This window comes from Luteibacter sp. NPDC031894, from assembly GCF_050273135.1.
GTDB lineage: Bacteria > Pseudomonadota > Gammaproteobacteria > Xanthomonadales > Rhodanobacteraceae > Luteibacter.
Genome location: NZ_JBNNMV010000011.1, coordinates 1 through 22,609, shown reverse-complemented (window position 1 = coordinate 22,609; position 22,609 = coordinate 1). Strand labels below are relative to the sequence as shown.

Annotated in this window: 21 protein-coding genes; 10 read left to right on the top strand and 11 right to left on the bottom strand. The window is 65.9% G+C overall.

Annotated elements, in window-relative coordinates:
• Positions 1-31: 31 nt before the first annotated feature.
• The 3 genes from ACQKIE_RS18380 to pdhA are packed head-to-tail and all read right to left on the bottom strand — an operon-like array spanning position 32 to position 3,506.
• Positions 32-1,420: a dihydrolipoamide acetyltransferase family protein gene (locus tag ACQKIE_RS18380; RefSeq protein WP_427461859.1), complete on the bottom strand. Its 1,389-nt coding sequence runs from the start codon at positions 1,418-1,420 to the stop codon at positions 32-34.
• Between the two features lie 13 nt (positions 1,421-1,433).
• On the bottom strand, positions 1,434-2,414 hold the full coding sequence (locus ACQKIE_RS18375) for an alpha-ketoacid dehydrogenase subunit beta (protein WP_427461857.1): 981 nt from the start codon (positions 2,412-2,414) through the stop codon (positions 1,434-1,436).
• 12 nt (positions 2,415-2,426) lie between these two features.
• On the bottom strand, positions 2,427-3,506 hold the full coding sequence (gene pdhA, locus ACQKIE_RS18370) for a pyruvate dehydrogenase (acetyl-transferring) E1 component subunit alpha (protein ID WP_427461855.1): 1,080 nt from the start codon (positions 3,504-3,506) through the stop codon (positions 2,427-2,429).
• A 221-nt stretch (positions 3,507-3,727) separates the two neighbouring features.
• On the opposite strand from pdhA, the gene ACQKIE_RS18365 reads away from it, so the two are divergent.
• Positions 3,728-4,582, top strand: a complete 855-nt coding sequence (locus ACQKIE_RS18365; protein ID WP_427461853.1) for a tryptophan 2,3-dioxygenase — start codon at positions 3,728-3,730, stop codon at positions 4,580-4,582.
• Positions 4,583-4,653: 71 nt separating this feature from the next.
• Positions 4,654-6,159: a peptide MFS transporter gene (locus ACQKIE_RS18360; RefSeq protein ID WP_427461850.1), complete on the top strand. Its 1,506-nt coding sequence runs from the start codon at positions 4,654-4,656 to the stop codon at positions 6,157-6,159.
• A gap of 37 nt (positions 6,160-6,196) precedes the next feature.
• On the opposite strand, the gene ACQKIE_RS18355 is transcribed toward ACQKIE_RS18360, so the two are convergent.
• Positions 6,197-6,646 carry a MarR family winged helix-turn-helix transcriptional regulator gene (locus tag ACQKIE_RS18355; protein ID WP_427461848.1) on the bottom strand — a complete coding sequence of 150 codons (450 nt, stop codon included), beginning with the start codon at positions 6,644-6,646 and terminating at the stop codon, positions 6,197-6,199.
• Positions 6,647-6,737: 91 nt separating this feature from the next.
• On the opposite strand from ACQKIE_RS18355, the gene hppD reads away from it, so the two are divergent.
• The 3 genes from hppD (at position 6,738) to ACQKIE_RS18340 (ending at position 10,210) form a co-directional block, all read left to right on the top strand.
• A complete protein-coding gene (gene hppD / locus ACQKIE_RS18350) occupies positions 6,738-7,826 on the top strand; it encodes a 4-hydroxyphenylpyruvate dioxygenase (RefSeq protein WP_427461846.1) in 1,089 nt (362 codons plus the stop codon).
• A gap of 78 nt (positions 7,827-7,904) precedes the next feature.
• Positions 7,905-9,215 carry a homogentisate 1,2-dioxygenase gene (gene hmgA, locus ACQKIE_RS18345; RefSeq protein WP_427461844.1) on the top strand — a complete coding sequence of 437 codons (1,311 nt, stop codon included), beginning with the start codon at positions 7,905-7,907 and terminating at the stop codon, positions 9,213-9,215.
• A gap of 14 nt (positions 9,216-9,229) precedes the next feature.
• Positions 9,230-10,210: a fumarylacetoacetate hydrolase family protein gene (locus tag ACQKIE_RS18340; RefSeq protein WP_427461842.1), complete on the top strand. Its 981-nt coding sequence runs from the start codon at positions 9,230-9,232 to the stop codon at positions 10,208-10,210.
• Positions 10,211-10,213: 3 nt separating this feature from the next.
• On the opposite strand, the gene ACQKIE_RS18335 is transcribed toward ACQKIE_RS18340, so the two are convergent.
• Positions 10,214-10,765: a hypothetical protein gene (locus ACQKIE_RS18335; RefSeq protein WP_427461840.1), complete on the bottom strand. Its 552-nt coding sequence runs from the start codon at positions 10,763-10,765 to the stop codon at positions 10,214-10,216.
• Between the two features lie 82 nt (positions 10,766-10,847).
• Positions 10,848-11,864, bottom strand: a complete 1,017-nt coding sequence (gap, locus tag ACQKIE_RS18330; RefSeq protein ID WP_427461838.1) for a type I glyceraldehyde-3-phosphate dehydrogenase — start codon at positions 11,862-11,864, stop codon at positions 10,848-10,850.
• Between the two features lie 171 nt (positions 11,865-12,035).
• Between gap and ACQKIE_RS18325 the strand changes: the two genes are divergently transcribed.
• The 4 genes from ACQKIE_RS18325 (at position 12,036) to ACQKIE_RS18310 (ending at position 16,004) form a co-directional block, all read left to right on the top strand.
• Positions 12,036-12,860 carry a S1/P1 nuclease gene (locus ACQKIE_RS18325; RefSeq protein WP_427461836.1) on the top strand — a complete coding sequence of 275 codons (825 nt, stop codon included), beginning with the start codon at positions 12,036-12,038 and terminating at the stop codon, positions 12,858-12,860.
• Positions 12,861-12,891: 31 nt separating this feature from the next.
• On the top strand, positions 12,892-14,361 hold the full coding sequence (gene pyk, locus ACQKIE_RS18320) for a pyruvate kinase (RefSeq protein WP_427461835.1): 1,470 nt from the start codon (positions 12,892-12,894) through the stop codon (positions 14,359-14,361).
• A 73-nt stretch (positions 14,362-14,434) separates the two neighbouring features.
• Positions 14,435-14,875 (top strand): energy transducer TonB, encoded by a 441-nt coding sequence (locus ACQKIE_RS18315; protein ID WP_427461834.1) that lies wholly within the window; start codon positions 14,435-14,437, stop codon positions 14,873-14,875.
• 106 nt (positions 14,876-14,981) lie between these two features.
• A complete protein-coding gene (locus tag ACQKIE_RS18310; RefSeq protein ID WP_427461831.1) occupies positions 14,982-16,004 on the top strand; it encodes a class I fructose-bisphosphate aldolase in 1,023 nt (340 codons plus the stop codon).
• 99 nt (positions 16,005-16,103) lie between these two features.
• On the opposite strand, the gene ACQKIE_RS18305 is transcribed toward ACQKIE_RS18310, so the two are convergent.
• Both ACQKIE_RS18305 and ACQKIE_RS18300 read right to left on the bottom strand, forming a co-directional pair.
• The gene (locus ACQKIE_RS18305; RefSeq protein ID WP_427461829.1) at positions 16,104-16,688 is read right to left on the bottom strand and encodes a porin family protein; all 585 of its coding nucleotides are present in this window, start codon (positions 16,686-16,688) and stop codon (positions 16,104-16,106) included.
• A gap of 204 nt (positions 16,689-16,892) precedes the next feature.
• Positions 16,893-17,624 (bottom strand): porin family protein, encoded by a 732-nt coding sequence (locus ACQKIE_RS18300; RefSeq protein WP_427461827.1) that lies wholly within the window; start codon positions 17,622-17,624, stop codon positions 16,893-16,895.
• 226 nt (positions 17,625-17,850) lie between these two features.
• On the opposite strand from ACQKIE_RS18300, the gene tkt reads away from it, so the two are divergent.
• Positions 17,851-19,863 (top strand): transketolase, encoded by a 2,013-nt coding sequence (gene tkt / locus ACQKIE_RS18295; RefSeq protein WP_427461825.1) that lies wholly within the window; start codon positions 17,851-17,853, stop codon positions 19,861-19,863.
• 68 nt (positions 19,864-19,931) lie between these two features.
• On the opposite strand, the gene ACQKIE_RS18290 is transcribed toward tkt, so the two are convergent.
• The 3 genes from ACQKIE_RS18290 to ACQKIE_RS18280 form a co-directional block, all read right to left on the bottom strand.
• Complete coding sequence (locus tag ACQKIE_RS18290) at positions 19,932-20,453, bottom strand: hypothetical protein (RefSeq protein ID WP_427461823.1); 522 nt, start codon at positions 20,451-20,453, stop codon at positions 19,932-19,934.
• Between the two features lie 140 nt (positions 20,454-20,593).
• Positions 20,594-21,244 (bottom strand): HAD hydrolase-like protein, encoded by a 651-nt coding sequence (locus ACQKIE_RS18285; protein ID WP_427461821.1) that lies wholly within the window; start codon positions 21,242-21,244, stop codon positions 20,594-20,596.
• The gene (locus ACQKIE_RS18280) at positions 21,244-22,425 is read right to left on the bottom strand and encodes a phosphoglycerate kinase (protein ID WP_427461819.1); all 1,182 of its coding nucleotides are present in this window, start codon (positions 22,423-22,425) and stop codon (positions 21,244-21,246) included. Before ACQKIE_RS18280 ends, ACQKIE_RS18285 begins: the two co-directional genes overlap by 1 nt.
• Positions 22,426-22,609 lie beyond the last annotated feature (184 nt).

Below are 22,609 nucleotides of genomic sequence, written 5' to 3'. Positions count from 1 at the left end.
GGAGCCGCTACAGCGTCAAGGCGGGCTTGCCTCAGTTCGGCAGGCCCAGGTCGTCGATCATCGCCTTCAGGAAGCGCGCGGCTTCGCCGCCGGTGGCGGCGCGGTGGTCGAAGGTGAGCGACAGCGGCATACGCCGATGCACTTCGATGCCACCCATCACGGCCACCACGTCGTGGCTGAGCTTGCCGGCGCCGACGATCGCCACCGTCGGCGGCACGACCACCGGGGTGGCGTAGCGGCCGGCGAACATGCCGAAGTTCGACAGGCTGATGGTGTAACCGGCGAGTTCCGAGGCGGGAATGCTGCGGTCTTCCACCGAGCTGCGCAGGCGCTTGATGGCGGCGCGGATGCCGGCGCCGTCGAGCACGTCGGCGTTGCGCAGGGCCGGCACGAACAGGCCGTCCTCGGTATCCACGGCGATGCCGATGTCCACGTGCGGATGCAGCGTGCGGCTCAGGTTCTTGCCGTCGAACCACGCGTTGAGCGCCGGGACCGTCTTGCAAGCCACAACGATCGCGCGGATGAGGCGTGCGGTGATGTCCTGCTTGCCGATCCACGCATGCAGGTCCGCGTCGTCGACCAACGTGGTCGGGACGACCTGGGCGTGCGCATCGGCCATGACGCGCGCCATGTTGCGGCGAACGCCCTTGAGCTGCTCCGGCTGGCCCATCGCGTCCTTGCCCGGAGGCGCGGTGCGGACGGCCTTGCCGGCCTGCGACACGGCGGTGCGCTGCGGTGCCGGACCCGGCTCGGGGAGCGTCGGGGCGAGGTGCTGGGCGGACGCCGGACGGGCCGGCGCGGCGCCGAGCGCGGCGCTGCCGTTGGCGGCGGCGTTCTTCACGTCGGCCATGGTGATCACGCCGCCGGCACCCGTCGGCTGCACGCGGGTGAGGTCGACCTTGAGCTTCTTCGCCGCGGCGCGCACGGCCGGAACGGCCTTCACGCCACCGGCGCTGCTGACCTGCTCGGTGTGCACGGCGTTGCCGCTGACCATGGCGCCGACGACGGTGCCTTCGTCTTCACGCTGGGCCGGTGCGGGACCATCGGAGTCGATCTCGCCGCCGTCGTCCGAGGCGATGACCTTGCTGGCGTCGTCCGGCGCCTGGCTGCCCACGCCCTTCTTCGGGCCGTGGTGGTGACCGGTGGATTCGGCCTCGGCACGCTGGCGCGCATTCGGATCGATCTCGAAGTCCGCGAGGGCCGCGCCTGTCTCGATGATGTCGCCGGTGGCGCCGTGCAGCTTCTTCACGGTGCCGGAGTAGGGCGACGGCACGTCGACGACGGCCTTGGCGGTTTCCATCGACACCAGCGGGGCGTCGAGCTTGATGGTGTCGCCTTCCTTGACGTGCCACTCGACGACGGTCGCGTCGGGCAGGCCCTCGCCGAGGTCCGGCAGGAAAAAGGTCTTGATGTCGGCCATGTCTATCGGTTCCTCAGGAGGCAGCGAGCGTGCGCTCGGCGGCTTCGACGATGCGTTCGACGCTGGGGAGGTACTTCATCTCCAGGCGGAACAGCGGAATGTGCGTATCGAAACCGGTGACGCGTTCCACCGGCGCGAGCAGGCTGTAGAGGCATTCCTCGGACAGGCGGGCGGCGATTTCCGCGCCGAAACCGGCGGTCTTCGGTGCTTCGTGCACGATCACGCAACGACCCGTCTTCGTCACCGACTCGGCGATCGTGTCGAAGTCGAGCGGCGTGAGCGTCGCGACATCGATCACTTCGGCGCTGATGCCCTTCTCGGCCAGCTCGTCGGCTGCCTCGAGGCATTCCTTCACCTGCGCACCCCAGGTCACCAGGGTGACGTCGGTGCCGTCGCGCAGCACGAAGCAGACGTCGAGCGGCAGGGCCTCGCCGTCGTCGGGCACTTCTTCCTTGTACTGGCGGTAGATGCGCTTCGGCTCGAAGAAGATGACCGGATCCGGGTCGCGGATCGCGGCCAGCAGCAGGCCGTAGGCACGTGCCGGCGAGGACGGCATGACCACGCGCAGGCCGGGGATGTTGGTGAACAGGTGCTCGTTCGCCTCGGAGTGGTGCTCCGGCGCGCGGATGCCGCCGCCCCAAGGGGCGCGCCACACGGCCGGCACGGTCATGCGGCCGCGGGTACGGTTGCGCATGCGTGCGGCGTGGCAGGCGATGTGCTCCATCATCGGGTAGATGAAGCCCTCGAACTGCGCTTCGGCGACGGGCTTCATGCCCTGCGCGGCGAGGCCGACCGTGAGGCCGGCAATGGTGCCTTCGTCCAGCGGCGTGTCGATGACGCGCATCTCGCCGAACTGTTCCTGCAGGCCCTGGGTGGCGCGGAACACGCCGCCGTTCACGCCGACGTCCTCACCGAGCACCACGACGCTTTCGTCGTTGCGCATCTCGTAGGCGAGCGCCTGGGTCACCGCTTCGATAAGAGTGATTTGTGCCATGGGAAGGGATCCTTACGACTTGCGATCGAGGGAAGCGACGAGCTCGCGCTGTGCTTCGAGGTCGGCCGGGAGTTCGGCGTACAGGTAGTCGAACATCGCCGTCGCCGGCTGGTTCTTCGTTTCCAGGTACGCGTTGACCTCGTTATCCATCCAATCGTCGCACTCGGCCTTCCAGGCCTCTTCCTTCGCGTCGTCCCACTTGCCCTTCGCTTCGAGCCATTTGCGCAGGCGCGGCACCGGGTCGCGTTCCCAGGCGTCCTTCACTTCCTGCTCGCCGCGGTAGCGGCGGGCGTCGTCGGCCGTGGTGTGGTCGCCGAGGCGATAAGTGACCGCCTCGATCACGCTGCCGCCCTGGCCGGAGCGAGCGCGCTCGAGCGCGTCCTCCATGGCCTTGCGCACGGCGATGATGTCGTTGCCGTCCACCTGGATGCAGTACAGCCCGGCGGCGATGCCCTTCTGGGCAAGCGTGCCGGAACCGCTCTGGATGCGGCGCGGCACCGAGATCGCCCACTGGTTGTTCACGATCACGGCCACCAGCGGCAGCTGCTGCGCGCCGGCGACGTTGATGGCACCGTAGAAGTCGCCCTTGGACGAGCCGCCGTCGCCGATCGTGCAGACGGCGACGCGCGGTTCGTTGCGGATCTTGAAGGCCAGGGCCGAACCGGCGGCGTGCAGGCACTGCGTGCCGATCGGCACGCACCACGCGAAGTCGTGCGCGGGCGCCTCGGCGAAGTCGTTGCCGCGCTCGTCGCCACCCCAGTAGGTGTAGACCTCGCGCGGCTTCACGCCGCGATACAGCTGCGCGCCGTACTCGCGGTAGGACACGGCCAGCGAGTCCTCGCGGCGCATGGCGCTGCCGATGCCCACGTGCGCGGCTTCATGGCCGAGGCAGGAGGCGTAGGTGCCCAGCTTGCCGGTGCGCTGCAACGCGATCGACTTGGCGTCGAACACGCGGGTGGACACCATGAGCTTGTAGAGCTCGACCATGTGGTCGAGGTCCTTGGCGAATTCGGGGAGTTCCTTACCGGTTTCCTTGCCGTCCTGGTCAAGGTATTGCAGGTATTCGATTTCGAACTTGGCGGCGATGGACACGACTCGCTCCCAGGGGATGGTTAGAAACGACACGCACGATGGGGGAAGCGGCCGGGCCCATCCAGCGGGGCGCGACACGGCTTTTGGGTTCTTGCGAGCCGGACTAGATATCAGGGGTATTATCACCCGGCAAGGTACGGCGCAGCATGACAAATCCTATCGCTGCGCCCGTAATGGCTTTGCGGCGCGGCTTTCGAGCCTTGTCAACCCCTTTATCGTGAGTGCTCATGGCTAATCCGCAGCGCGATCTCGAACCCGGTATCCGCACCGACCTCGACGGGCGCCTCACATATGGGGAGTACCTGAAGCTCGACCAGGTGCTCACCGCGCAGCACCCGCGCAGCCAGCCGGCGCACCACGACGAGATGCTCTTCATCATCCAGCACCAGACCTCGGAGCTGTGGCTGAAGCTGATGATCCACGAACTGGAGGCCGCGCTGGGCCGGCTGCGGGCGGACGACGTGGGCGGCACCCAAAAGATCCTCGCCCGCGTGAAGCAGGTGCAGCGGCAGCTCTACGAGCAGTGGGGCGTACTGGAGACCCTGACGCCCGCCGAGTACCTCCAATTCCGTGATGTGCTGGGCCCTTCGTCGGGGTTCCAGTCACTGCAATACCGCGTCGTGGAGTTCCTGCTCGGCAACAAGCACGCCGACATGCTGCGGGTCTTCGAACACGATCCGGTCGCCCACCAACGGCTGCGCACGGTCTTCGAAGCGCCCGGCCTGTACGACGAGTTCCTTCGCTACCTCGCCCGCCGCGGCCATCCCGTGCCGGTCGAACTGCTCGAACGGGACGTCACCCAGCCCTGGCGAAGCCAGCCCGCGTTGCTGCCCGTGTTCAAGCGCATCTACGAAGACACCGCCCAGTATTGGTCCGAGTACCACCTCAGCGAGGAACTGGTGGATATCGAGGAGTCCTTCCAGCTGTGGCGCTTCAGGCACATGAAGACCGTGGAGCGCATCATCGGCTTCCGGCAGGGCACCGGGGGCTCGTCCGGCGTCGCATTCCTGCGCAAGGCACTGGAGCAGAGTTTCTTCCCGGAGCTGATCGAAGTCCGGACCGTCCTCGGGACGTAGGGACCCGTAAGATTTGACGCATTGGGCGGGTCCAGCTAAACACCTTGCACGAACCGTTCACAAGGGAAGCCATGACACCGACCGCCCCAGCCACCGCCAGGCCCGTGCCCGACTACCCGCAGACCCTCGGTCATCCGCGTCCCCTGTGGATGCTGTTCATGACCGAATTCTGGGAGCGCTTCGCCTTCTACGGCATGCGCTGGGCCCTCACCCTGTACATCGTCGCCGAGTTCTTCAACGGCGATCAGTCGGGCCAGGGCTACGCCAGCCGCACCTATGGCGCCTATCTCGCGCTCGTCTACGCTTCGGCCATCTTCGGCGGCTGGGTGGCGGACCGCATCCTCGGTTACCAGCGATCCATCCTGGTCGGCGCGGTGGTGATGGGGTCGGGCCTCTTCATGGTGATGGTGCCCAACCAGCAGGTGTTCCTCGCGGGCCTCGCCACGGTGATCGTCGGTAATGGCTTGTTCAAGCCGAATATCTCCTCGCTGGTGGGCCAGATTTATCCTGTCGGCGACGACCGGCGCGATCGTGGCTTCACCATTTTCTACATGGGCATCAACATGGGCGGCTTCCTCGCGCCCTTGATCACCGGCTGGCTCGCCTCGGTGATCACCGATACGCCCCTGCAGCAGAACTACAAGGTGGTCTTCGCCGCGACCGGCATCGGCATGGTCATCTGCTTCTTCTGGTTCCTGCTCGGCAAGAAGCAGCTGCAAGGCGTGGGCGTTCCGCCGCCGGAGCGCCACGAGGGCAAGAACCTGCTCGGCGTGATCGTGGGCATCCTCGTCGCGATTCCGCTCGTCTACCTCCTGATGGCGCAGGCCGGCGCGGCCTTCATCGCGTGGTTGCTGGGCGCGCTCTTCATCGGCGTGGCCGTGATGCTGGTGATCGAGGCCGTGCGCCACGACCGCATCCAGATCCATCGCGTGATCGCGATGCTGTTGCTCTTCGCGTTCAACGTGCTCTTCTGGATGTTCTTCGAACAGGCCGGCAGCTCGTTCAACTTCCTGGCGCAGAACATCGTGGACCGCCAGATGTTCGGCTGGGAGTTCCCCACCGGATGGTTCCAGTCGGTGAATTCGGCCGCGATCCTCGTGTTCGCGCCGATCGTGGCCCTTGCCTGGGGCTGGTCGGCCCGGCACAGGAAGGAGCCGTCGATCCCGCGCAAGTTCGGCCTCGGCCTGATCTTCAACGCGCTGGGCTTCCTGGTGCTGGTGTACGCGCTGAAGAGCCTGGTCGGCGGGAACGGCCTGATTCCGTTCTGGCCGCTGGCGGCGTGCTACGTACTGCAGACCATCGGCGAGCTCTGCCTGTCGCCCATCGGCCTGTCGATGGTGACCAAGCTCGCACCCATCCGCGTGGTAGGCCTGGCCATGGGCGGCTGGTTCCTCTCCACGGCCATCGGCAACAACCTCTCCGGCCTCCTCGCCGGCCACATCAGCGGCGAAACCGGCATGACGGTGGAGTCCGCGCTATCCGGCTTCGGTTTCAGTTTCGAGCTGCTGGTGGGCGCCGGCATCGTGCTGTTCCTGATCGCGCCGCTGATCAACAAGTTGATGCACGGCGTGAAGTAGCCTTGCTTCTGTAGGAGCCGCCACGGCGGCTCCTGCCTCACGGTGCCAGCAGCTTGTCCAGTATCCGGTTCAGCTGAGCCTGCTCGCCCTCGTCCAGGCGGGCCAGTAGCTCCCGCTCGTGCTCGCGGGCCAGGGGCGCCACTTCGTCATGGATGGCCCAGCCCGCCTCGGACAGCTTGAGCACCGAGCGGCGCTTGTCGCCGTCGTGCGTGCTGCGGTCCACCCGGCCCGCTTCGACCAGCCGGGCCAGGGCCCGGCTCACCGCCACCTTGTCCATCCTCGTGCGCTCGGCCACCTCGCGCGCCGACAGGTCCGCGAACCGGGCCAGCACGGCCATCACGCGCCATTCCGTCATGCTGAGCTGGAATCGACCGGTGTACTCGTCGGCGATCGACTGGCTGACGGTGTTCGACAGGATCGAGAGCCGGTAGGGCAGGAAATGCTCCAACTCTAATGGGGCATGCGCGGGAACGGCATCGAGGGTCATGCTGCACTGGTCCTTGCAAATGGTTACAAGTGAAACTATAAATCCCGGGTCCACGGCGCAAAGCCGTCCCCCGTCGCCAGGAGTATCGCCCATGAGCGCCCAGCCCAATATCGGCATGCAGGTCACCACCTTCGAAAATCCCCAAGGCGTCGACGGTTTCGAGTTCGTCGAGTTTGCCGCGCCCGACCCGGCGCTGCTCCATACGCTGTTCCCGCGGCTCGGCTTCACCCCGGTGGCGAAGCACAAGACGAAAAAGATCACCTTGTACCGCCAGGGCGACTGCAACTTCCTGGTGAACGAGGAGCCGGATTCCTTCGCGGCCGACTTCGTCGCCAAGCACGGCCCGTGTGCGTGCGGGTTCGCCATCCGCTTCAATCGCCCGGCGGCCGACGTGCAGGCCACGGCGCTGTCCAACGGAGCCACGAAGGTGGCGTTCAAGCCGGAGACGCTGGCCCTCCAGGTACCGAACATCGAGGGTATCGGCGGCGCGGCCCTGTACCTCATCGATACCTACGGCGCGAAAGGCGAAGTGTACGAGGCGGAGTTCGAGTGGTTGCCGGGCGTGGATCGCCACCCGAAGGGTTTCGGCCTCACCTTCATCGACCACCTGACCCATAACCTGCACTTCGGCAACATGGAGAAGTGGTCGGAGTACTACGAGCGCCTCTTCAACTTCCGCGAGATCCGCTACTTCGACATCAAGGGTGCCAAGACCGGCCTGGTCTCGAAGGCGATGACCGCGCCGGACGGCCTCGTGCGCATCCCGCTCAACGAATCGTCGGACGAGAAGTCCCAGATCAACGAATACCTCCGCGAGTACAACGGCGAGGGCATCCAGCACATCGCGCTGTTCACCGACAACATCTACGAGACCGTGGAAGCGATGCGCGCCCAGGATGTCGCCTTCCTCGACACGCCCGAAACCTACTACGAAGTGATCGACGCCCGCATGCCCGAGCACGGCGAGGACGTGCCGCGCCTGCAGAAGAACAAGCTCCTGATCGACGCCGACGACGAGACCAAGAAGAAGTTGCTGCTGCAGATCTTCACGCAGAACACTATCGGACCGATCTTCTTCGAGATCATCCAGCGCAAGGGCAACGAAGGTTTCGGCAACGGCAATTTCAAGGCGCTGTTCGAGTCGATCGAACGCGACCAGATGCGTCGCGGCGTGCTCTGACACATCCGCCGGCGATAGGATAAGCGCGGCGCGGCCCCTGGGTCGCGCCGCGATGCGTTCATCCAAAGGACCACCCCGATGAGCCACACCGACGATACACGCGGGTACCAGACCGGGTTCGGCAACGAATTCGCCACCGAGGCCGTCGAGGGCGTGCTGCCCACCGGCCAGAACTCGCCGCAGTGCGTGGCGAAGGGACTCTACGCCGAGCAGTTGTCGGGCAGTGCGTTCACCGCGCCGCGGCATCGCAACCTGCGCAGCTGGTTGTACCGGATTCGACCGGCCGCGCAGCATTCGCCGTTCGCTGAAGTCACCCAATCCCGCTTCCACAATCGCTTCGACGAGGCACCGGCCACGCCGAACCAGCTGCGTTGGGACCCGTTGCCGATGCCGGACGAGCCCTGCGACTTCCTCGATGGGCTGTTCACGATGGGCGGCAACGGTGGCGCGGCCGAGCAGGCGGGCGTGGGTATCCACGTTTACGCCGCGAATCGCTCGATGGAAGGTCGATACTTTTACGACGCCGATGGCGAGTTGCTGATCGTGCCGCAGCAAGGCCGTCTGCGCATCCGTACCGAGCTCGGCGTGCTCGACGTGGCACCCCTCGAGATCGCGTTGGTGCCGCGCGGCATCCGCTTCCTGGTGGAACTGCCGGACGGCGAGGCCCGTGGTTACGTCGCCGAGAATTTCGGCACGCCGCTGCACCTGCCCGATCTCGGCCCCATCGGTGCGAACGGGCTGGCGCATCCGCGCGACTTCCTGACGCCGGTCGCCGCGTACGAAGACCTCGACGGCGATTTCTCCCTCGTCGCCAAGTTCCAGGGCCACCTCTGGTCCGCGCGCATCGATCACTCGCCACTGGACGTCGTGGCCTGGCACGGCAACTACGCGCCGTACAAGTACGACCTGCGGCGCTTCAACACGATCGGCTCCATCGCCGTGGACCACCCCGACCCGTCGATCTTCACCGTGCTCACGTCGCTAAGCGACACGCCGGGCGTGGCGAACATGGATTTCGTGATCTTCCCGCCGCGCTGGCTGGTGGCCGAGCATACGTTCCGGCCGCCGTACTTCCATCGCAATGTGGCCAGCGAGTTCATGGGACTGATCGACGGCGCCTACGACGCGAAGGCCGGTGGCTTCGTGCCAGGCGGTGCCAGCCTGCACAACTGCATGAGCGGCCACGGGCCCGACGCGGCCAGTTTCGAGAAGGCCTCGGACGCCGACACCTCGCGTCCCGACCACATCGTGGGCACCATGGCCTTCATGTTCGAGACCCGCAAGGTCATCCGTCCGAGCCGGCAGGCCCTCGATGCGAAGACGCTGCAGGGCGACTACTACGAATGCTGGCGCGGATTGAAGAAGCACTTCGATCCGTCGGCCCACTGACGAAAAGGAACCGCATGAAACTCGCTTCACTCAAGGAAGGCGGCCGCGACGGCACGCTGATCGTCGTCAGCCGTGACCTTAGCCGCGCCGTGAAGGCGTCCGGCATCGCGCCGACCCTGCAAGCCGCGCTGGACGACTGGCGCTCGATCGCACCGCGCCTCAACGCCTTGTCGGAAGACCTCAACGCGGGCAGGGCGGAAGGCAGCTTCGACGTCGACATGGCGAAGCTCGCCGCGCCGTTGCCGCGGGCCTATGAGTTCGTCGACGGCAGCGCCTATCTTCCGCACGTGGAACGCGTCCGCAGGGCGCGGGGCGCGGAAGTGCCGGCCTCGTTCTACACCGACCCACTGATGTACCAGGCCACCAGCGCGGGCTTCCTCGGTCCGCGCGACCCGGTGGTCGTGTCCAGCGAAGCGTTCGGCATCGATCTCGAAGCCGAAGTGCTGGTGGTGACCGACGACGTGCCGATGGGCGTGACGCCCGCGCAGGCGGCGGATCACATCCAGCTCGTCGGCCTCGTCAACGACGTCTCGCTGCGCGGCCTGATTCCCGCCGAACTCGCGAAGGGCTTCGGCTTCCTGCAGTCCAAGCCGCGCTCGGCCCTCTCGCCCGTCTTTGTGACGCCCGACGAACTGGGCGATGCATGGCAGGGCGAGAAGCTGCACCTCCCCATGCGCACCTGGATCAATGGCGCATGGTTCGGCGAGGCGGAGTGCGGTGTCGACATGCAGTTCGATTTCGCGCAACTGGTGGCGCACGTCGCGAAGACGCGGCCGCTGACCGCGGGCACGCTTGTAGGGTCGGGCACGATTGCCAACGAGGACACGTCGAAGGGCGCCTCCTGCCTCGCGGAACAGCGCACGGTGGAAACCCTGCGCGAAGGCAAGGCCTCGACGCCGTTCCTGTCATTCGGCGACACCGTGCGGATCGACGTGACCGACAAGGGTGGCATGTCCATTTTCGGAGCGATCGAGCAGGTGATCGCGAAGGGTTGACGGTCATTGCCGCGGGGTATTCTCCGCGGCCATCGCCTCCCGTATCTCCCTCAGCTTCAGCCAGACGTCCGTGTCGAGCCGAGAGTCCCGCGTGACGTCGGCGAGCGCGCGGCGATGTAACTGGTCCACCGAGGGTTTGGGCGGTCCGTGGAGCTCCCGCTCCACACGGGCCCAGAGCGCGGCATCGTAGGAGTGTCCGTCGTCGATTTCCAACTGGGTAAGGCGATGCATTGCATGCTGCCGCCCATGGTTGGCGGCGGCGGTGAGCAGGCGGCGCGCCCGTGCGATATCGCGAGGCAGCACATTGCCGCGCCTGGAACGACCCTGGAAGTAGAGGGTTCCAGCCAGCTCCTGGCTCGCCGCGTTGCCCGCCAGCGCGGAGCACAGCAATGCGTCGGCCAGGTGCCGGCGCCACTCGATGGGATGGGACGGATCGAGTAATCCGTGATCGACGATGTCGCTGGCAGCCGGGTTCGCTGCCGGGCAATAGGCACCTGCCGTTGGCGAGGCCAACGACAGGAGCATGAAAGCTATGGGGGTGGCGCCTGGGCGCATGGCTATCCTCCGGGCAAAGAAAAAGGGGGCCCGCATTGCTGCGGACCCCCCATGGCCGTACCTATTCCGTTGTCGGCGCGGCTTACTTCGCCGTCATGAGCGCCTTCGCCATGTCCAGCATGCGGTTGGAGAAGCCCCACTCGTTGTCGTACCAGGAGAGCACCTTCACCAGCGTGCCTTCCATGACGCGCGTCTGCGTCGCGTCGTAGATCGACGAATGCGGGTTGTGGTTGAAGTCGATGGAGACCAGCGGCTGCGTGTTCACCGAGAGGATGCCCTTCAGCGTGCCGTTGGCCGCCTCGTTGATGGCGGCGTCGATCTCTTCCTTCGTGGTCGCGCGCGCGGCCGTGAAGGTGAGGTCGACCACGGACACGTTGATCGTCGGTACGCGCATGGCGAAACCGTCGAGCTTGCCATTGAGTTCCGGCAGCACGAGACCGACCGCGGCGGCGGCACCGGTCTTGGTCGGGATCTGGCTGTGCGTGGCGCTACGGGCGCGGCGCAGGTCCGAGTGGTAGACGTCCGTCAGCACCTGGTCGTTGGTGTAGGCGTGGATCGTCGTCATGAGGCCGTGGACGATGCCGATCTTCTCGTGCAGGACCTTGGCCAGCGGCGCCAGGCAGTTCGTGGTGCACGACGCGTTCGAAATGACCTGGTGCGCCGAGGTCAGCTTGTCATGGTTCACGCCCATGACGAAGGTGCCGTCCACGTCCTTGTCGCCCGGGGCGGAAATGATGACCTTCTTCGCGCCGCCGGCGATGTGCGCGCTGGCCTTGGCCTTCGAGGTGAAGAAGCCGGTCGACTCCATCACGACGTCGACGCCATGCTCGCCCCATGGGAGCTTGGAGGGGTCGCGCTCGGCGAAGACCTTGATGCGGTCGCCATTGACGATCAGGTCGCCACCGTCGACGGAGACCTCGCCCGGGAAGCGGCCGTGGGCCGTGTCGTACTGGGTGAGGTGGGCATTGGTTTCGGCGTTGCCGAGATCGTTGACCGCGACGATCTGGATGTCCTGCCCGTTCTTCTTCGCTTCGTAGAGCGAGCGCAGGATGTTGCGACCGATACGACCGTAACCGTTGATGGCGACCTTGATGGTCATGGATAGCCTCCGGAAGGATGTACTGACGAGGTAGGGACGGGTGTCTCAAACGTCCATGGTAGCCGAAGCTCCCCGGCCCGGGCTTGCTGCGCCGCCGCGACGTGTCATCCGTGTCTCAGTCCGGCTGTGGCACACTTGAGCGTTCCACCGCCCGGAAACGTTTACTGTCCCATGAAAGCCGCCCTGAAGCGCCGCAGCATCGCCGCCTTGCTGGCCCTGGCCATTCCCGCCTTCGCCAGCACCGTCCAGGCCTGGGGCGACATCGGGCACCGCATCGTGGCCGAACTGGCCTGGCGGCAGCTCGACCCCGCAGCCCGGGCTGAAGTAAACCGGCTGCTCAAGGTGGACGGTTCCGACTCGCTTCCCGACATCGCCAGCTGGCCGGATCACCTGCGCGACATGCCGGGCCAGGAAGCGTTGGGCAAGGCCACCGGACCCATGCACTACGTGAACTTCCGGGACGACACGTGCCACTACGTGCCGCCACGCGACTGTGCCGACGGACGCTGCGTCATCGGCGGGCTCGAGAAGTACGTCGCCATCCTCGGCGACCGGCACGCTCCGGAGGCTGCCCGGGCCCAGGCCCTGAAGTTCGTCGTCCACTTCGTCGGCGACGTGCACCAGCCCTTGCACGCAGGCAACCGAGACGACAAGGGCGGCAATGATTTCCAGGTGCGCTTCGACGGCAAGGGCACGAACCTGCATCGCGTCTGGGACTCGCAGATGCTGTACACCCGCGACCTGAAGTGGAAGGCCTATGCCGACCGCCTCGCCGCCGAAGGTCCGGTGAAGCTGCCGCGGGCCATCGCGCCGTTCGACAACGCCTACGCCCAGTGGGCGGAAGAATCCTGCAAGATCGTGGCCCGTCGCGGCTTCTACCCGGATGCGCACCGGGTGGACGACGCTTACGTGGCGCAAAACCTTCCCGTCGCGGAGACACGCCTGCGTGAAGCCGGCAAACGCCTCGCCGACCTGCTCAACAAAACGCTGGACTGATCCGCGCCGCTTTCAGACAAGGTAGACATCGATGACAGATATCCAGGTACGCCGCACCAAGATCGTCGCCACGCTCGGCCCCGCCACCGACGCGCCGGGCATGCTCGAGCAAATCCTCGAGGAGGGCGTGGACGTTGTCCGGTTGAACCTCTCTCACGGGCAGCCCGACGACCATCGCGCCCGCGCCGCCGCCGTGCGTGCCGCGGCCGATGCCGTCGGTCGCGAGGTGGGCATTCTGGCGGACCTGCAGGGTCCGAAGATCCGCATCGAGAAGTTCGCCGGTGGCCCGGTGGACCTCATGAACGGCGACAGTTTCGTGCTCGACTGCCGCCCCGACGCGCCCCCCGGCAACCAGACCCGCGTGGGCGTCAGCTATTACGACCTCCCGAAGGACGTCGCGGCGGGTGACATCCTCCTGCTGGACGACGGCCTCGTAGCACTCACCGTAGTGGAAGTGGTCGGCAGCGAGATCCGTTGCCGTGTCGCCATCGGCGGCCGCCTCTCCGACCGCAAGGGCCTGAACCGCCAGGGTGGCGGTCTCAGCGTGGCCGCCCTCTCCGACAAGGACCGCAACGACATCAAGCTGGCCGCCGAAATGGGCGCCGACTTCCTCGCCGTGTCCTTCGTCCGCTCGGCCGCCGACCTCAACGAAGCCCGCCGCCTGCTGCGCGAGGCGGGCGGCGACGCCGCCATCGTCGCCAAGATCGAGCGTGCCGACGCGATCCCCGTCCTGGGGGAGATCATCGATGCCTCGGACGTCGTGATGGTCGCGCGCGGCGATCTTGGCGTCGAGATCGGCGATGCCGAGCTCCCGGGCCTGCAGAAGAAGATCATCCGCGAGTCGGTGATGCGCAACCGCTCCGTGATCACGGCAACGCAGATGCTGCAATCCATGGTCACGGCGCCGATCCCGACCCGTGCCGAAGTCCTCGACGTCGCCAATGCCGTCATCGACGGCACCGACGCGGTGATGCTGTCGCAGGAAACCGCCGCGGGCGCGCATCCGGACAAGGCCGTGGCAGCCATGCGCCGTATCTGCCTGGGTGCCGAGCGCCAGTTCGAGCCGCGCGACGAACTTCGTCCCGGTGTCCACTCGCTGGATCGCTCCGACCAGGCGATCGCCCTGGCGGCGATGCTCCTTGCGGCGCAGGTGGGCGTGCGCGCCATCGTCGCGCTGACCGAGTCCGGCGCCACGGCACAATGGCTGTCGCGCTACCGTTTCGCCGTGCCGATCTACGCGATGTCGCCGTCGGCCATGGCGCGCCGGCGCATGCTGGTGCTGCGCGACGTGCAGCCCGTGGACTTCGAGCAGAGCAACCTCGACCCGGCGCACACCGCGCGCGCCGCGCTCCAGCACCTTTTCGCGCTGGGCAAGCTGGTCAAGGGCGACCGCGTGATCCTCACCCACGGCGACCATATCGGCCGCGGCGGTGGCACCAACACGCTGAAGCTGCTGATGATCGGCGAGGACGGCATCGCGGACAGCCTGCGGGACCTCTGACGGTACGATTTCACACGCACCCCGGCCCCGGCCGGGGGTAAACTCGACGCCCGGCTTCCATTACGAGGGCGTCATGATCCACAAGAGCTTCCTTACCGGCGCTATCGCCGCCGTCGTCCTTCTCGCCGCGGGCACGGCGGAGGCGCAGACCCTTCGCAAGGTGTCCCCGGAACGGCTCACGGGCTACTGGTTCCTCACCAACAAGTCCCTGGACGTGGACGTGCCCAATACGGGGAAGAACCTCAATCAGCCCGGATGCGCTGCCGTCAGCTACATGATCGGCTCCGACGGTCGCACCCAGAACCCGAAGATCGAAAAGGTCGTGCCCGACGGCGACCTCGGCCAGGTCGGCGTAAGCATCGTCAAGCAGCTGGTCTACGTGAAGGGAGCGCAGAACGGCACCGCCGCACCCGTGCAGACCTACTACGTCGCGGGCTTCAACCTGCCCGAGGACCCGGCCGCCAAGGCGAAGATCCTCGGCCAGTGCAAGCTGCCCGGCTACCAGACCACTTGACCGCGCCGCACAACGGCTTTTTCGGAGTATTCCCCTATACTCCGCCGGTTTTTGCATACGTACCACGTTGCCTCGCAGGGCATACCACTACTTCCACGGAGTTGTCATGAGCATCGAAAACCTCGAACAGATCGCGCAGGCGATGGTGGCCACGGGCAAGGGCATCATTGCCGTCGACGAATCGACCGGCACGATCAAGAAGCGCTTCGACGCCGCCGGTGTCGAGAACACCGAGGAAAATCGCCGCGCCTATCGCGAACTGCTGCTGACCACCCCGAACCTCGGCGAACACATCTCCGGCGCCATCCTGTTCGACGAAACGATCCGTCAGAAGACCAAGGACGGCGTGCCGCTGGTCGAGGCGATGAAGAAGGCCGGCATCATCCCCGGCGTCAAGGTCGACAAGGGCCCGGTGCCGCTCGCCGGCTTCCCGGGTGACGTGGTCACGGAAGGCCTCGACGGCCTGCGCGACCGCCTGAAGGAATACGCCCAGCTCGGTGCCCAGTTCGCCAAGTGGCGTGCCGTGATCAAGATCACCGAAGACAACCCGAGCTCCACCGCGATCGAAGCGAACATGCACGCGCTGGCGCGCTACGCGGCACTCTGCCAGGAAGCGGGCCTCGTGCCGATGGTCGAGCCGGAAGTCCTGATGGACGATCCGGAGAGCAAGCACGACATCGACGTGAGTTACGAAGTGCACGAAGCCGTGCTGCGCAGCCTCTTCAATGCGTTGTACGAGCAGAACGTGATGCTCGAGGGCACGATCCTGAAGGTCAGCATGGTCATCCCGGGCAAGTACGCCCCGAAGGAAGCGCAGGTCACGGCGGAAGACGTCGCCGACGCCACCGTGCGCGTGCTGAAGTCGACCGTGCCCGCCACCCTGCCGGGCATCGTGTTCCTCTCCGGCGGCCAGAGCGACGAGCAGGCCACCGAGCACCTTAACCTGATCAACCAGATGGGCCCGCATCCGTGGCCGGTCAGCTTCTCCTACGGCCGCGCGCTGGTGGCCGAGGCGCTGAAGATCTGGTCGAAGGACCAGCAGAAGAACGTCGCCGAGGCGCAGAAGGCCGTGTATGCCCGTGCCCAGGAAAACGGCGCGGCGGCACTGGGGCAGTGGAAGAAGCGCTGATCACCCCGTTGTGGGAGCCGCTGTAGCGGCGAGAAGCCCACGAAGCCATGAAGCGGCGAGGGATGTACCCCTCGCCGCCATGGCGCAACGACAAGCGACTTAGAAGCGGTATTCCGCCGAAACCGACGTCATGTTGGTCGACAGGTCGAGGCCGTGCTTCTTCGCGTCGTAATGGTCGTAGTTGATGCCAAGGCTCCAGTTGTTGCTGAAGTCGTAGCCCACGCCCGCACCGGCGTACCAGCTGGTCTTGTCGAGGTCGTGGCGATTCAGGTCGTCGTTGCTGGTGCCGTGGCCCTTCCACGCGTAGATGCCGGCACGTCCGCTGATGTACCACTGCGGATCGATGTTGAAGTGACCGTTCACGCCAGCGGTCCAGCCGTGCAGCTCCGACTTCCTGCGGTCGACGACGCGGTCGTCGTTGAAGATGTTCTTCGCGTGGATGTTGCCCAGGTCGTTATAGCCCGCCTCGACGCCGAGCGCGGCCCACGGGCTCACCGTCCACCGATAACCGCCATTGATGGCATACCCGGTGTCGTGCCCGTCGTAACGGCCCTTGTCGACCGAGGTGCGACCGACGTTACCGTTGACGAACCAACCGCCCGCGCCGTTGGCGTCCTGCGCGAAAGCGGGCGCCGCGGCAGCGCCGGCAGCGATAAGGGCGAGGGCGAAAAGGGTCTTCTTCATGGTGGAGCTCTCCTGCTTATTGTTCTTCACGGCGCGCGCGGCCATTGGGGGAATGCCGGGCGCGCTGGCGCACGAGCGGGGGTGCCGTGCGTGAAGGGAAAGATTGGGCGGCGGTCGGAAGATTCAATACCCGCTAGTTCAGTATTAAGAAACGATTAAGCCACGGCAGGCGGAGTGCCGTGGCTTAGCCGTTCGACTTAACACTTAGAAGCGGTATTCGCCCGCGAGGGATACGATGCCGGTCGAGCGCTTGAGACCGCGCGAGACTTCGCCCGTGGCGTTGTTGCGAACCTTGCCGGCGTCGGCATGGAAGTAGTCGTAGCTGACGCCTACGCCGAAGTGCTCGTTGACGTCCCAACCGGTGCCGAGGCCGGCGTACCAGCTGCCGCGATCCGCACGACCCCCGTTGGAGAAGCCGAGATCCTGGCCCACGCTGTTGTTGTAGTTCTGGTTGTTGTCGTTGGCGCGGAAGTAGCCGCCGTGCGCGCTGATGTACCACTGCGGCACGAGGTTGATCTTCCCGTTCACGCCGACCATCCAACCGCGCAGCGCATTGCGCGTCGACTTCTGGTTCACGTCCTGGTCTTCTTCGAAGACGTTCTTGACCCGGTAATTACCGAGGTCCGCGTAGCCGGCTTCGACGCCGAGACCGAGATCCGGACCGACCTTCCAGCGATAGCCGCCGAGCACGCCGTAACCGGTGCGACGGCCCTTCTCGCCGTGCAGGAAGTTGAAACCGTTGGAGTTGCTGCCGAAGCCACCGTTGTCGCTGCCGTTGGTGCGGCCGACGTTGGCGCCGATGAACCAGTTACCGCTACCGACGGCCTGGCTGGGCTGGTAGTTGCCGGACACAGCGGGGTTGCTGTCCTGGGCGAAGGCCGGAATGGCCGAAAACGAGACGCAAGAAACTGCAAGGGCAAGAGCTGCCTTTTTCATGGGGATGTTCCTCTTCTTTTCGGGGCGGCCACCATCCGTTGAAGGGAGGGGAAGGTTGGTGGCCGTGGTCGATTAGAGCTGCCCTTACCTGAAGAAATTCAAAAAACGCGCTCAAAAGATTAAGGTGTGGTTAACGTCGCGGGCCATGGCAGGTTCTTCCACGACAAGCAGGCAGGCAATGCGCGACAATTGCATTTTTGCCGCCGCCCTTTACTGGAGAACGCCGATGACGACACGCCGCGAACGCGCCAATGCGATCCGCGCCCTGGCCATGGATGGTGTGGAAGCCGCCAAATCCGGTCATCCGGGTATGCCCATGGGCATGGCCGACATCGCCGAAGTCCTCTGGGGCGACTTCCTGCATCACAACCCGTCGAACCCGCATTGGCCGAACCGCGACCGCTTCGTGCTCTCCAATGGCCACGGCTCCATGCTGCAGTACGCGCTGCTGCACCTCACCGGCTATGACCTCGGCATCGAGGACCTGAAGCATTTCCGCCAGCTCGGGTTTCGCACGGCCGGCCATCCCGAGTTCCACCACACGCCAGGCATCGAGACGACCACCGGACCGTTGGGGCAGGGCCTGGCCAATGCCGTGGGCTTCGCGCTCGCCGAGAAAGTGCTTGCGGCTCGCTTCAACCGCCCGGGCCATGACGTCATCGATCACCACACCTATGTGTTCGTGGGCGACGGCTGCCTGATGGAAGGCATTTCGCACGAGGTGTCGTCGCTGGCGGGCACGCTGAAGCTCGGCAAGCTCGTCGCGATCTACGACGACAACGGCATCTCGATCGATGGCGAAGTGCATGACTGGTTCACCGACGACACGCCGGCGCGCTTCCGCGCGTATGGCTGGAACGTCGTCATGGGCGATGACGGCAAGCCTGTCGACGGTCACGACGCCGACGCCATCAAGAAGGCCATCGCGGCCGCCACATCGCAGAGCGAAAAGCCCTCGCTGGTCATCTGCAAGACCGTGATCGGCTTCGGCGCCCCGAACAAGGAAGGCAAGGAGTCGTCGCACGGTGCGCCGCTCGGCGCGGACGAGGTGAAGGCTGCGCGCGAGAAGCTCGGCTGGAAGTACGGCCCGTTCGAGATCCCGCAGGAGATGTACGCCTCGTGGAATGCGAAGGAAGCCGGTGCCAAGGCCGAGGCGGCCTGGAACCAGGCCTTCGACGCTTACGCGAAGGCGCATCCGGAACTGGCGGACGAGCTGAAGCGCCGCCTCGCCGGCGAGCTGCCGGCCAGCTGGAAGGAAGGCGCCGCCGCCTACATCAAGAAGATGCAGGCCGAAGGTCCGGTGGTTGCGTCGCGCAAGGCCTCGCAGATGGCGCTCGACGCGTTTGGCCCGCTGCTGCCGGAACTCATCGGCGGCTCCGCCGATCTCGCCCCCTCGAACCTCACGATCTGGAAGGGCTCGAAGAACGTCGCCACCGCGGGTGCGGAAGGTAACTACATCCATTACGGCGTGCGCGAGTTCGGCATGAGCGCGATCTCGAACGGTCTCGCGTTGCATGGCGGTTTCATTCCTTACGACGCGACGTTCCTGGTGTTCTCGGACTACGCACGCAATGCCGTGCGCATGTCCGCGCTGATCCCGGCGCATGCGATCCACGTCTACACGCACGATTCCATCGGTCTCGGCGAAGACGGCCCGACGCACCAGCCGGTGGAGCACCTGGGTTCGCTGCGCCTCATTCCGAACAACCGCGTGTGGCGCCCGGCCGATGCCGTTGAATCGGCGGTGTCGTGGAAGAAGGCCATCGAGCGCGTCGGCAATCCCTCCTGCCTCGTGTTCTCGCGCCAGAACCTCAAGCACAACGAGCGCACCGAGCAGCAGGTCGCCGACATCGAGAAGGGCGGCTATGTCCTCTTTGAGCCGGCGGAGAAGTTCAAGGCGATCATCATCGGTACCGGTTCGGAAGTCGGCATCGCGGTCGAGGCGGCGCACGCGCTGGGTGACCAGGGCATTCCCGTCCGCGTCGTCTCCATGCCGTGCACGGAAGAATTCGATGCGCAGCCGGTGGAATACCGCGAGGGCGTGCTGCCTTCCTGGTGCCGCGCACGCGTCGCGGTGGAAGCGGCCAGTGAGGACTTCTGGGCCAAGTACATCGGCCTCGACGGCAAGGCCGTGGGCATGACCACGTTCGGTGCGTCCGCTCCGATCGACAAGCTCTACGAGCACTTCGGCATCACGACCACGGCGGTGGTGGATGCGGTGAAGAGCGTTATCAAGTAAGTGGCGACAGGAGGCCCCCGGAAGGGGGCCTCTTTACGTCGGGGGAAGAAAGGCTCGGCACGGAGGGGTTACTTGATCGCACCCTGGACGCCGTGTCCCTGTGACGCGTCGCGAATCCCGAGCGGGGGTTTGCCGATATCTCCCGTCGTGTCGCGGCCGGTTCCCGAAATCTTGCCGGCTCCACCCAGCACCAGCAGCGCAGTCTCGGTGATCCAGCGCGCAGCCGTCGATGGTTGTCTCGGACTGGCGGCGGTGCTTTCAGGGCCTCGGTCGCTCGCCCGATAGGCGTCCGGCAGGTCACGGGCAAGTGGCGGGGTCCACGCACGGGGTTCCATTCGCACTTCGTGCCGATCGACCTGTTCCGCAGCACCCTCAGCAAGATCCAGACGGGCCTCGGACCAGCGAGGTGCGAGGCGTGGGTGGCTTGCCTGATACGCGTCAAGCGGGTGCGCGTCGGTGGCAGACGCCCAGCCGGCTGCCGGTCTTGTCACCGCGGCGTGGTCAGTCACTTCTGCCGACATGGCGGGCGGGGCGATAAAAAGGAGCACGCCGCTTTCGAAGGCGGCAGAGAAGGCGAGGCGTAGACGCATGATGTTCCTCCTGAACGGCACGAACCGTGCGCGACGCATGACACTAGGTAAAGAAGTGTTGGCGGAACATCGTCTAGTGCGGGTTCTCTTCGTAAGTCGACACCCTGCCGCGCGGCTGCCGACGGACGCTGGCGGTAGTCCTATCCCGCGATGACTTCACCAGCCAGCAATACGATCTCGGCAGGTGCCTCGACGACCTTCCAAGCACCGGCGCCTTCCAGTTCTTTCCGGTCGCCAAACCCCCAAAGAACGCCGACACCACGCACGCCATTGGCCACCGCACCTTCCATGTCGAACAGACGATCGCCCACCATGATCGTGTCGTCGGCGGACTGCCCGAAATCCGCCAACGCGGCAGCGATCATTTCCGCCTTCTCGCTATGGGCGGTGGACGGCGGTGGCGCGTAGAGGCGCTCAAACAGGTGACCGAAGGGCAGGTGCGCGAGGATCGGTTCGGCGTGTGCCCGTGTCTTGCTAGTGACGACGGCAAGGCGGTGACCGGCGTCGGCCAGGGATGCGACCATGTCCGCCACACCGTCATAGACGGTGTGCTCGGACCAGCCGATCTCGCGAAAGCGCTGCGAGTACGCGACGACGGCAGCCTCGACGCGCTCGCTGTCGCCATTCAGCACCGCACCGAAACTCACGCGCAGCGGCGGCCCGATCCAGGAACGGAGGGTCGTGTCGTCGGGTGCTTCCGCGCCAACGCTCGCCAGCGAATGGCGGACGCCGGCGAGGATGCCGATTTCGGAGTCGATGAGCGTGCCGTCGAGGTCGAACAGGACGAGCATCAGTGGTTATCCGCTCGTGCCTTGAGTGCAGCCACGGCCGGCAGTTCCTTGCCCTCGAGGAATTCGAGGAACGCACCGCCGCCGGTGGAGATGTAAGACACGCCGTCTTCGATGCCGTACTTGTCGACCGCCGCGAGGGTGTCGCCGCCGCCGGCGATGGAGAATGCCTTGGACGACGCGATAGCGCGGGCGAGGGTTTCGGTGCCCTTCCCGAAGGCGTCGAACTCGAACACGCCGACCGGGCCGTTCCAGACCACTGTGCCGGCGCTCGCGATCAGCTCGGCATAGCGCTTCGCCGTGTCGGGCCCGATGTCGAGGATCATTTCATCGTCGGCGACCTGGTCGACCGGCTTCACCGTCGCCTTGGCGGTGGCGGCGAATTCCGTGGCGACCACGACATCGGTGGGGACCGGCACGTCGGCGCCGCGCGCCTTGGCGTCCGCCATGATCTTCTTGGCGGTGTCGAGGAGGTCGGCCTCGACGAGCGATTTGCCGACCGTATGCCCCGCGGCCAGGATGAAGGTGTTGGCGATGCCGCCGCCGACGATCAGCTGGTCGACGCGACCCACGAGATTCTGCAGCAGCTCTAGCTTGGTCGACACCTTCGAGCCGGCGACGATGGCCAGTAGCGGGTGGGCCGGGTTTTCGAGCGCCTTGCCCAGCGCATCGAGTTCCTTTGCCAGCAGGGGGCCGGCGGCGGCGACCGGCGCGAAGCGGATGACGCCGTGGGTCGAGGCCTGGGCGCGATGGGCTGTGCCGAAGGCGTCCATGACGAAGATGTCGCAGAGCGCGGCGTACTTCTTCGCGAGGCCTTCGTCGTCCTTGCCCTCGCCGACGTTCATGCGGCAATTCTCGAGGACCACGACTTCGCCGTCGGCCACGTCCACGCCGCCGATATAGTCGCGGACCAGACGTACCTCATTGCCCAACTTCGCCCCGAGCCATTCCGCCACCGGCTTCAGCGAGGACGCCTCGTCGAATTCGCCTTCCTTCGGCCGACCCAGGTGCGAGATGACCATGACCTTGGCGCCGGCGTCGCGTGCGGCGACGATCGTCGGCAAGGACGCGTCCAGGCGCTGGGTCGAGGTGATTTTTCCGTTCTCCACCGGGACGTTGAGGTCCTCGCGGATCAGCACGCGCTTGCCGCGCAGGTCGAGGTCTTGCATGCGGATGACGGACACGTTGGACTCCAGCTCAGGGACGGAAGACCGCTATTGTCCGTGGCGGGGCCGGACCGGCGCAAATGGCCCGTTGTGGGAAGCGCGCTGGCGCGCGAAGGCCTTGCCGCCCCGCCTCACGGCGGGGTTTTTTTATTTCAGGATGTCGAGGTAGGCGCGGACTGTACTCGCCAGGCCCTGGTACAAC

What these genes read in the sequence shown, in the direction of transcription:
- ACQKIE_RS18360 (WP_427461850.1), top strand. Translation starts at nt 4,654, where the DNA reads ATGACACCGACCGCCCCAGCCACCGCCAGGCCCGTGCCCGACTACCCG.
- ACQKIE_RS18300 (WP_427461827.1), bottom strand. Translation starts at nt 17,624, where the DNA reads ATGAAAAAGGCAGCTCTTGCCCTTGCAGTTTCTTGCGTCTCGTTTTCG.
- ACQKIE_RS18325 (WP_427461836.1), top strand. Translation starts at nt 12,036, where the DNA reads ATGAAAGCCGCCCTGAAGCGCCGCAGCATCGCCGCCTTGCTGGCCCTG.
- ACQKIE_RS18315 (WP_427461834.1), top strand. Translation starts at nt 14,435, where the DNA reads ATGATCCACAAGAGCTTCCTTACCGGCGCTATCGCCGCCGTCGTCCTT.
- ACQKIE_RS18335 (WP_427461840.1), bottom strand. Translation starts at nt 10,765, where the DNA reads ATGCGCCCAGGCGCCACCCCCATAGCTTTCATGCTCCTGTCGTTGGCC.
- ACQKIE_RS18375 (WP_427461857.1), bottom strand. Translation starts at nt 2,414, where the DNA reads ATGGCACAAATCACTCTTATCGAAGCGGTGACCCAGGCGCTCGCCTAC.
- ACQKIE_RS18305 (WP_427461829.1), bottom strand. Translation starts at nt 16,688, where the DNA reads ATGAAGAAGACCCTTTTCGCCCTCGCCCTTATCGCTGCCGGCGCTGCC.
- tkt (WP_427461825.1), top strand. Translation starts at nt 17,851, where the DNA reads ATGACGACACGCCGCGAACGCGCCAATGCGATCCGCGCCCTGGCCATG.
- ACQKIE_RS18290 (WP_427461823.1), bottom strand. Translation starts at nt 20,453, where the DNA reads ATGCGTCTACGCCTCGCCTTCTCTGCCGCCTTCGAAAGCGGCGTGCTC.
- gap (WP_427461838.1), bottom strand. Translation starts at nt 11,864, where the DNA reads ATGACCATCAAGGTCGCCATCAACGGTTACGGTCGTATCGGTCGCAAC.
- ACQKIE_RS18310 (WP_427461831.1), top strand. Translation starts at nt 14,982, where the DNA reads ATGAGCATCGAAAACCTCGAACAGATCGCGCAGGCGATGGTGGCCACG.
- hmgA (WP_427461844.1), top strand. Translation starts at nt 7,905, where the DNA reads ATGAGCCACACCGACGATACACGCGGGTACCAGACCGGGTTCGGCAAC.
- hppD (WP_427461846.1), top strand. Translation starts at nt 6,738, where the DNA reads ATGAGCGCCCAGCCCAATATCGGCATGCAGGTCACCACCTTCGAAAAT.
- ACQKIE_RS18355 (WP_427461848.1), bottom strand. Translation starts at nt 6,646, where the DNA reads ATGACCCTCGATGCCGTTCCCGCGCATGCCCCATTAGAGTTGGAGCAT.
- ACQKIE_RS18340 (WP_427461842.1), top strand. Translation starts at nt 9,230, where the DNA reads ATGAAACTCGCTTCACTCAAGGAAGGCGGCCGCGACGGCACGCTGATC.
- ACQKIE_RS18380 (WP_427461859.1), bottom strand. Translation starts at nt 1,420, where the DNA reads ATGGCCGACATCAAGACCTTTTTCCTGCCGGACCTCGGCGAGGGCCTG.
- pyk (WP_427461835.1), top strand. Translation starts at nt 12,892, where the DNA reads ATGACAGATATCCAGGTACGCCGCACCAAGATCGTCGCCACGCTCGGC.
- ACQKIE_RS18285 (WP_427461821.1), bottom strand. Translation starts at nt 21,244, where the DNA reads ATGCTCGTCCTGTTCGACCTCGACGGCACGCTCATCGACTCCGAAATC.